At 42.0% G+C, this 9,715-nt stretch carries 5 protein-coding genes, 2 tRNA genes and 3 rRNA genes; 4 read left to right on the forward strand and 6 right to left on the reverse strand.

Features of this window, described 5'->3' with window-relative positions; genetic code table 11:
* The first annotated feature begins 64 nt into the window (after positions 1–64).
* The 4 genes from F935_RS01260 to F935_RS01270 all read left to right on the forward strand — a co-directional run bounded on the left by F935_RS01260 (position 65) and on the right by F935_RS01270 (position 3,418).
* Complete coding sequence (locus F935_RS01260; protein WP_016137245.1) at positions 65–400, forward strand: protein tyrosine phosphatase family protein; 336 nt, start codon at positions 65–67, stop codon at positions 398–400.
* Between the two features lie 154 nt (positions 401–554).
* A complete protein-coding gene (locus F935_RS19175; protein ID WP_371864353.1) occupies positions 555–659 on the forward strand; it encodes a lipoprotein in 105 nt (34 codons plus the stop codon).
* A gap of 106 nt (positions 660–765) precedes the next feature.
* On the forward strand, positions 766–1,962 hold the full coding sequence (locus F935_RS01265; protein WP_016137246.1) for a hypothetical protein: 1,197 nt from the start codon (positions 766–768) through the stop codon (positions 1,960–1,962).
* An 82-nt stretch (positions 1,963–2,044) separates the two neighbouring features.
* On the forward strand, positions 2,045–3,418 hold the full coding sequence (locus tag F935_RS01270) for a dihydrolipoyl dehydrogenase (RefSeq protein ID WP_016137247.1): 1,374 nt from the start codon (positions 2,045–2,047) through the stop codon (positions 3,416–3,418).
* Positions 3,419–3,477: 59 nt separating this feature from the next.
* Here F935_RS01270 and F935_RS19180 read toward each other — a convergent pair whose 3' ends face one another.
* The 6 genes from F935_RS19180 to F935_RS01300 form a co-directional block, all read right to left on the reverse strand.
* Positions 3,478–4,008, reverse strand: coding sequence for an NMCC_0638 family (lipo)protein (locus F935_RS19180; RefSeq protein WP_016137248.1), 531 nt, complete (start codon positions 4,006–4,008; stop codon positions 3,478–3,480).
* Positions 4,009–4,147: 139 nt separating this feature from the next.
* Positions 4,148–4,262 (reverse strand): 5S ribosomal RNA (gene rrf, locus F935_RS01280).
* Positions 4,263–4,440: 178 nt separating this feature from the next.
* Positions 4,441–7,334: ribosomal RNA gene (locus tag F935_RS01285) — 23S ribosomal RNA — on the reverse strand.
* Between the two features lie 361 nt (positions 7,335–7,695).
* A tRNA-Ala gene (locus F935_RS01290) sits at positions 7,696–7,771 on the reverse strand.
* 56 nt (positions 7,772–7,827) lie between these two features.
* Positions 7,828–7,904, reverse strand: a tRNA-Ile gene (locus F935_RS01295).
* A 59-nt stretch (positions 7,905–7,963) separates the two neighbouring features.
* Positions 7,964–9,501, reverse strand: a 16S ribosomal RNA gene (locus F935_RS01300).
* The 16S, 23S and 5S rRNA genes sit together here with 2 tRNA genes alongside, the layout of an rRNA operon.
* Positions 9,502–9,715 lie beyond the last annotated feature (214 nt).

The raw sequence follows: 9,715 nt of genomic DNA on the forward strand, positions 1-9,715 counted from the left end.
TCTCAGGTTAAGCTTAATGCTATGATACAGCATAAGAGGTTTTGTTAAATTTTGGAGTGACGAAATGTCAGATAATGTTGGTTTCGCAGGTCAAATTGGTCCAGAGCATGTTGGCCAAGTTGTAGAAAAAGGATTTAAATCGATTATTAATAATCGACCAGATATGGAAGGCGGCCCAGAACAGCCTACAAGTGCTCAAATTGAAGAAGCAGCACGCCAAGCAGATCTAGACTATGTTTATCAACCTGTTGTAGCTGGACAAATTACGGAACTCGATGTACGTACTTTTGCAAATCATTACAACGAGTTGCCAAAACCTATCCTTATGTTTTGCCGCACAGGAAACCGTTCAAATAATCTATATCAATTAGCAAAACAAATGGATTTATTAGACGACTAATTTTAAGAAATTAATATTCTATAAAACCCTATTTCTTCTTTTAAATAGGGTTTTTTGATAACTTATTTTGCATATCTCTGCACGAATTCAACAGAACTAAAAATAATATTGATCTAAAGTATTTAAATCTTTTTTGAATCATTTATTAATTTTTATGAATAAATTTATATTCGCTCTTCTAAGCTGTTTAATTCTTACAGCATGCTCCTCAATGCAAGTAAAACCTACGGTTGGAGTAACTATGGGTACAAGAATTTAATTAGCTAGCTACCCATAAATATGATGAGCAACCTCATGAAATATATGTTATTTTATAAATCTAAAAAATTATTTTAAATAACTTATCATTTTAATTGGGGATAATGATGAAACTTACTCATGGGGTATGTGGAATTACTTTGGCTGCTTTTTTAACAGCTTGTGGTGGAGGTGGCAGTGATGGCTACTATAACCAAAATTCAGATTCTGGCTCTACAACAACACCAACTACACCTTCAACAGATCAAGAGTTAGCTACTTCTGTTTTAAATAGTGTAAAACAAGAAGGGAAATATTTGTTTGGCGCCTATGATATTAATAATGAAAAGCTGTCAAAAGGTTATATTGATCACGCACTAGACACCTTCGCTCAAGGTCCACTCAAGTTAACCTTAGATATTCGAAAAGTAGATCTTGCTAAGTACTCAGACCACTATCGTGAGAAATGCTTTATTAAGAGTACTACAGACTACCGCGCCTGCTATGTATTTAAAGGTGAAGAAATTAAAACTTTACTCACTGGTTATAGTGATTGGGACTTTGATATTACGGCAGATGATTTAAAAAATATTAAACTAGCAAGTGATAACATATCTCCGAATTTAGAGGATTATCAATCAAATACCAGAATTTATATTTTTCAAAATGAAAATAATGATAAAAACTTCCAAGATGTGACAATTACTGGAGCCTTTGCGTATCCATTCCAACAATCATGGGGACTTGAACAAACCAAGCAAAAAAGATTCGTATTAATTAATTCAACAACAAGTGACTATAAAATCACTACAACTACTGTTGTTCAAGACCCAGAGACAGGTCAACCGACTGAAAAAGAAGTTACTACCGGTGCAATGAGTGTATATAAAGATAATACATCAATTGATGGTGATCTCTACGTAGTTCAAGGTGGTTCTGGCTTCAACGTACTTATTAATGATAACCCTAATGTTCCTTTTGCAGAGCCAATTTCATTTGTTGTGAACTCAACCCCAGGCAATACGAACAATGCAACATACAAAGTAAAATCGGGTAATCAGCAAATATTAAGCCTACCAAGTATTACTAGCCTTGAAGGAAGTCGCGTTGAGAATGAGCCTTCAACAACGAACGCACAAAAATTTAATGGCAGTATTTATTTAGAAGGACAAAATATTTTTACTTTTAAACAAAGCTTGAATGGAACTACATTAAACTTCAAGCATGTCATTAATGGCATAAGCATCGAAGGTCAGTCTATTAATCAAAATGGGACTGTTTCAACCACTTTAAAAACACCTTTTATGCAAAAATTTACATTTTAAAGCTAAATAATTAGAACCAAACCCTCTGTTCAAGAGGGTTTTTCTATATATTCTAAATATCTATTAAACTAGCTTAATAATAATGTTCGATATAATTATCATTGGCGCAGGTACTGCTGGTATTAGCGCATATAAAGAAGCCGTTAAACATACCCATAATATTTTAATTATAAATGATGGACCATGGGATACCACTTGTGCTCGTGTAGGTTGCATGCCAAGTAAAGTCCTCATCTCTACAGCAAATCGTATGTTTGACATTCAAAATGCTCAAGAGGTTGCTTTAGATGTATCTGCAAAAATTAATACAGATCAAGTGATGCAGCACGTAAAAACTTTACGTGATCGTTTTACGCAAGCAACATTAAAAGATGTAGAACAATGGCCTGCAGAACATAAAATTTCTGGTAAAGCACATTTCATTGATCCACAAACTGTAGAAGTTAATGGGCAACGGTACCAATCAAAAAGTTTTATTCTAGCTGTCGGTTCAACTCCTAATTATGAACAAACCTGGAAGAAAGAACTTGGTAATCGGCTTATAACAACAGATCAAATATTCGAGTTAAAAACACTACCTAAATCTATTGCTGTCATTGGTAGTGGTGTAATTGCCCTTGAGATTGCTCAAGCAATGCATCGTTTAGGGGTAGAAACTACAATCTTTGCTCGCAGTAAACGGATTGGAGTACTTACTAGTTCTAGGCTTCAACAACTTGCACAAAACGAGCTAGGGAAAGAGTTAAAAATTCTATTCGAAACACTACCAAGTGAAGTTAAATGCAGTGAAGAAAACGCTTTATTAACTTACCAACTTAATGAAACAGAGAAAACTCTCAAAGTTGAGTATGTTTTAGCAGCAACAGGCCGTACAAGTTTAATTGATACTTTAAAACTAGAAAATATTGATAATTCTTTTAAAGATATTAAGTTGTTACCTATAAATGCAAAAACTAAGCAGTTAGAACAATATCCAATTTTTGTTGTTGGTGATGCTTATACCTCGACACCACTACAACATGAAGCTGCACATGAAGGCAAGAAAGTTGTGTATAACTGTTTGAATTACCCACAGGTTAATTCAGTTAAGACACTTACTCCATTAGGAATTGTATTCAGTCATCCTGAAATGGCAATCGTCGGGCAAAGTTATAAACAACTAAAAGATAACGGTATAGACTTTATTACAGGTGAAGCCTCTTATGAACGGCAAGGAAGAGCTATCGTTCTTGGGAAAAATAGAGGTGCTATTGAGGTTTATATAGAGAAAGAAAGTCAAAAGCTTCTGGGTGCCGAGCTATTTACAGAAGCAACAGAGCATATGGCTCATTTATTAAGCTGGATAATAGGCGAAGAATTGGCTTTAAATGACATTCTAGAGAAGCCTTTCTATCACCCTACCCTTGAAGAAGGTCTTCGCACTGCTTTAAAACATGCTCGCAGACAGTTGAAATAATCAATTTAGAAGAGCTCTTTTAATAAAATTTGGCTCTTCTATACATTGAATTGTTCTAATTAATTCATTTGATGAGAAATAACTGCAACTAGTGAAGCATTTTTTTCAGATGAACTAGTATATATCCATGTCTCTAAAGTTTTTCCATCTTTAGAAATAATATAATTTGTTGTAATCAAATTTTTATCTTTAGATATTTCTTTTTTATAAGTTAAACCAGTAGATTTAGGAGGTAACCAACTTTCTAAATTCTTCTGAATTTCAGTTGAGTTTCCTTTATTTATAAATAATGAACATACGCCATTATCGAGTTGAGTAATAACAAACTTTCCTTCTGAAGAGTTTATCATCCAAGCACTCCCCTTATAATCTTTTAAAAAATGTACAGCATACTCATTAGGCATTTGAATAAACCCCATATTTTTCGCTTGTTTACTTATTATTTCTAGATTTCCTCTCGAACTAACACAAATATTTAAAAAGGCTTTTGTGCTAAATAGACTTTCTACAGCTTCATTAGCATGGATAGATTTACTACCAAGTATTATAACTATCATAAAGATAAATATTTTTAATCCTACAAATTTCATTATTAACACTCTTGTTATCATTTTAAGATATTTGATTTATAGCATGAATCTTTCATAATATTTTCAGTTTTATTTTTCTCATTTTATTTCTGGCATAAAAAAACACCCCCAACTTAGGTTGGGGGTGTTTAGAATAATGAGCTGGCGATGACTTACTCTCACATGGGAAACCCCACACTACCATCAGCGCTAAGAGGTTTCACTTCTGAGTTCGGGAAGGGATCAGGTGGTTCACTCTTGCTATGGTCGCCAGCACAACTGGTATGGATACTAGCATTGGTCTTAATATGCCGATGCGTTTTCCAAATCTTTACAGATGGGCTGATTGAGTCTTGATATTTTGTTCATTTTAGCTAAGCGTATAACTAAATCAAGTTGATTTGTACATTAATGAATCGATTGATGCTATATATACAACTGCTTGGGTGTTGTATAGTCAAGCCTCACGAGCAATTAGTATTGGTCAGCTTCACATATCACTATGCTTCCACATCCAACCTATCAACGTCCTAGTCTCGAACGGCTCTTTAGAGGACATAAAGTCCTAGGGAAATCTTATCTTGAGGTAGGCTTCCCGCTTAGATGCTTTCAGCGGTTATCCCTTCCGAACATAGCTACCCGGCGATGCGACTGGCGTCACAACCGGTACACCAGAGGTTCGTCCACTCTGGTCCTCTCGTACTAGGAGCAGATCCTCTCAAATTTCCAGCGCCCACGGTAGATAGGGACCGAACTGTCTCACGACGTTCTAAACCCAGCTCGCGTACCTCTTTAAATGGCGAACAGCCATACCCTTGGGACCTGCTTCAGCCCCAGGATGAGATGAGCCGACATCGAGGTGCCAAACACCGCCGTCGATATGAACTCTTGGGCGGTATCAGCCTGTTATCCCCAGAGTACCTTTTATCCGTTGAGCGATGGCCCTTCCATACAGAACCACCGGATCACTAAGACCTACTTTCGTACCTGCTCGACTTGTGGGTCTCGCAGTTAAGCGCGCTTTTGCCTTTATACTCTACGCGTGATTTCCGACCACGCTGAGCGCACCTTCGTACTCCTCCGTTACTCTTTAGGAGGAGACCGCCCCAGTCAAACTACCCACCAGACATGGTCCTCGCCCCGGATTACGGGGCAGAGTTAGAACCTCAACATTACCAGGGTGGTATTTCAAGGACGGCTCCATTGGAACTAGCGTTCCAACTTCAAAGCCTCCCACCTATCCTACACAAGTAAGGTCAAAGTTCAATGTCAAGCTGCAGTAAAGGTTCACGGGGTCTTTCCGTCTAGCCGCGGGTACACTGCATCTTCACAGCGATTTCGATTTCACTGAGCCTCTGCTGGAGACAGCGCCGCCATCATTATGCCATTCGTGCAGGTCGGAACTTACCCGACAAGGAATTTCGCTACCTTAGGACCGTTATAGTTACGGCCGCCGTTTACTGGGGCTTCGATCAAGAGCTTCGCTTACGCTAACCCCATCAATTAACCTTCCAGCACCGGGCAGGCATCACACCCTATACGTCCACTTTCGTGTTTGCAGAGTGCTATGTTTTTAATAAACAGTTGCAGCGGCCTGGTTTCTGTGGCTGTCATCAGCTCAGGAAGCAAGTTCCATCACCAACAACAGCGTACCTTCTCCCGAAGTTACGGTACCATTTTGCCTAGTTCCTTCAGCAGAGTTCTCTCAAGCGCCTTGGTCTACTCGACCTGACCACCTGTGTCGGTTTAGGGTACGATTCCTGTGTAACTGAAGCTTAGAGACTTTTCCTGGAAGCATGGTATCAGCCACTTCGCTGTACAAGTACAGCTTGCTATCAGATCTCAGCATAGAGCACCCCGGATTTGCCTAAGATGCATGCCTACTTCCTTTCACCTGGACAACCAACGCCAGGCTGACTTAACCTTCTCCGTCCTCTCATCGCATTACACAGAAGTATTGGAATATTAACCAATTTCCCATCGACTACGCCTTTCGGCCTCGCCTTAGGGGTCGACTCACCCAGCCCCGATTAACGTTGGACTGGAACCCTTGGTCTTTCGGCGAACGGGTTTTTCACCCGTTTTGTCGTTACTCACGTCAGCATTCGCACTTCTGATACCTCCAGCATACTTCTCAATACACCTTCATCGGCTTACAGAACGCTCCCCTACCACTTGACTTAAAAGTCAAATCCGCAGCTTCGGCACATAGTTTTAGCCCCGTTACATCTTCCGCGCAGGCCGACTCGACTAGTGAGCTATTACGCTTTCTTTAAAGGGTGGCTGCTTCTAAGCCAACCTCCTAGCTGTCTATGCCTTCCCACATCGTTTCCCACTTAACTATGATTTTGGGGCCTTAGCTGGCGGTCTGGATTGTTTTCCTCTTGACTACGGACGTTAGCACCCGCAGTCTGTCTCCCGGATAGTACTCATAGGTATTCGGAGTTTGCATCGGTTTGGTAAGTCGGGATGACCCCCTAGCCGAAACAGTGCTCTACCCCCTATGGTATTCGTCCGAGGCGCTACCTAAATAGCTTTCGGGGAGAACCAGCTATCACCAGGCTTGATTAGCCTTTCACCCCTATCCACAAGTCATCCCCTGGCTTTTCAACGACAGTGGGTTCGGTCCTCCAGTTAGTGTTACCCAACCTTCAACCTGCTCATGGATAGATCGCCTGGTTTCGGGTCTATACCCAGCAACTAAACGCCCTATTAAGACTCGATTTCTCTACGGCTCCCCTATACGGTTAACCTCGCTACTGAATATAAGTCGCTGACCCATTATACAAAAGGTACGCAGTCACCGAACAAGTCGGCTCCCACTGCTTGTATGCATGCGGTTTCAGGATCTATTTCACTCCCCTCACAGGGGTTCTTTTCGCCTTTCCCTCACGGTACTGGTTCACTATCGGTCAGTCAGGAGTATTTAGCCTTGGAGGATGGTCCCCCCATATTCAGACAAGGTTTCACGTGCCTCGCCCTACTCGTCATCATTATGTGTGCCCTTTCGTGTACGGGAATATCACCCTCTACGTTCGCACTTCCCAGAGCGTTCCACTAAAACACACATAACTTAATGGGCTGATCCCCGTTCGCTCGCCGCTACTAAGGGAATCTCAATTGATTTCTTTTCCTAAGGGTACTGAGATGTTTCACTTCCCCTCGTTCGCCTTGCAACACTATGTATTCATGTTGCAATACCTACCTTAAAGTAGGTGGGTTCCCCCATTCAGAAATCTCCGGATCACAGGATATTTGCCGCCTCCCCGGAGCTTATCGCAGGCTATTACGTCTTTCATCGCCTCTGACTGCCAAGGCATCCACCACATGCACTTAATTACTTGACTATACAACCCCAAACAGTCGTTATTACCTACAAGGAGTAATAAGACATGATCAATGATTTCTCATCAATCTCTTACAGTTTGAAGTACTGTGTATTTAAACACTGTACAGCTTCAATCTAATTCATATACCAAAACGCTTGATTCAGTTAATTTGCTAGTTCTCAATTCATTTAGATCAATTGCTTAATCTAAACTCTTGAGTGAACAATTTATTTCAGACTCAATTTTGCCAATCTGTTAATGAATAAACATGCCTTCGTCAGGTCATGCTTAATACCGTGATACTTAAATCACAGAAGTTAATAAACTAAGATCTAATCCCTATTTACTAATTTCTGTAATCTGAACTTCTCTTAAGTTCTGGTGGAGACTAGGAGAGTCGAACTCCTGACCTCCTGCGTGCAAAGCAGGCGCTCTACCAACTAAGCTAAGTCCCCAGCTTACATCATCAGTTCTGTATCTTCTTTTCTATAACTTCAACCAGTCAAAGTCATGGTGGGTCTGACAAGACTTGAACTTGTGACCCCACGCTTATCAAGCGTGTGCTCTAACCAACTGAGCTACAGACCCTCAGATACATCTATGAAGAACAACTTGTTGTGGATTCTTACTAATCGTCAATCTTTCGTTAAGGAGGTGATCCAGCCGCAGGTTCCCCTACGGCTACCTTGTTACGACTTCACCCCAGTCATCGGCCACACCGTGGTAAGCGTCCTCCTTGCGGTTAGACTACCTACTTCTGGTGCAACAAACTCCCATGGTGTGACGGGCGGTGTGTACAAGGCCCGGGAACGTATTCACCGCGGCATTCTGATCCGCGATTACTAGCGATTCCGACTTCATGGAGTCGAGTTGCAGACTCCAATCCGGACTACGATCGGCTTTTTGAGATTAGCATCCTATCGCTAGGTAGCAACCCTTTGTACCGACCATTGTAGCACGTGTGTAGCCCTGGCCGTAAGGGCCATGATGACTTGACGTCGTCCCCGCCTTCCTCCAGTTTGTCACTGGCAGTATCCTTAAAGTTCCCGACATTACTCGCTGGCAAATAAGGAAAAGGGTTGCGCTCGTTGCGGGACTTAACCCAACATCTCACGACACGATCTGACGACAGCCATGCAGCACCTGTATGTAAGTTCCCGAAGGCACCAATCCATCTCTGGAAAGTTCTTACTATGTCAAGGCCAGGTAAGGTTCTTCGCGTTGCATCGAATTAAACCACATGCTCCACCGCTTGTGCGGGCCCCCGTCAATTCATTTGAGTTTTAGTCTTGCGACCGTACTCCCCAGGCGGTCTACTTATCGCGTTAGCTGCGCCACTAAAGCCTCAAAGGCCCCAACGGCTAGTAGACATCGTTTACGGCATGGACTACCAGGGTATCTAATCCTGTTTGCTCCCCATGCTTTCGCACCTCAGCGTCAGTGTTAGGCCAGATGGCTGCCTTCGCCATCGGTATTCCTCCAGATCTCTACGCATTTCACCGCTACACCTGGAATTCTACCATCCTCTCCCACACTCTAGCTAACCAGTATCGAATGCAATTCCCAAGTTAAGCTCGGGGATTTCACATTTGACTTAATTAGCCGCCTACGCGCGCTTTACGCCCAGTAAATCCGATTAACGCTTGCACCCTCTGTATTACCGCGGCTGCTGGCACAGAGTTAGCCGGTGCTTATTCTGCGAGTAACGTCCACTATCTGAAGGTATTAACTTCAGTAGCCTCCTCCTCGCTTAAAGTGCTTTACAACCATAAGGCCTTCTTCACACACGCGGCATGGCTGGATCAGGGTTCCCCCCATTGTCCAATATTCCCCACTGCTGCCTCCCGTAGGAGTCTGGGCCGTGTCTCAGTCCCAGTGTGGCGGATCATCCTCTCAGACCCGCTACAGATCGTCGCCTTGGTAGGCCTTTACCCCACCAACTAGCTAATCCGACTTAGGCTCATCTATTAGCGCAAGGTCCGAAGATCCCCTGCTTTCTCCCGTAGGACGTATGCGGTATTAGCATTCCTTTCGAAATGTTGTCCCCCACTAATAGGCAGATTCCTAAGCATTACTCACCCGTCCGCCGCTAAGTGATAGTGCAAGCACCATCACTCCGCTCGACTTGCATGTGTTAAGCCTGCCGCCAGCGTTCAATCTGAGCCATGATCAAACTCTTCAGTTAAAAATCATTTTGCACCTTATTAAAGACAAGGTGCCAATTCTGGCTCATCAATTTTCTGACTTAAATTTCGCTCAAATAAACTTCGAGTAATTTAAACCAATCAATCAATGATAATATTTCGATCAATCAATCAGTAAAAATCCACACAAGTTGTTCTTCATAATCTCTTAATGATCTTCTTCCTGGTTCGTCACCAGCAAGCTAGGTCGGCTAT

This window comes from Acinetobacter calcoaceticus ANC 3811, from assembly GCF_000399665.1.
Taxonomy (GTDB): domain Bacteria; phylum Pseudomonadota; class Gammaproteobacteria; order Pseudomonadales; family Moraxellaceae; genus Acinetobacter; species Acinetobacter calcoaceticus_B.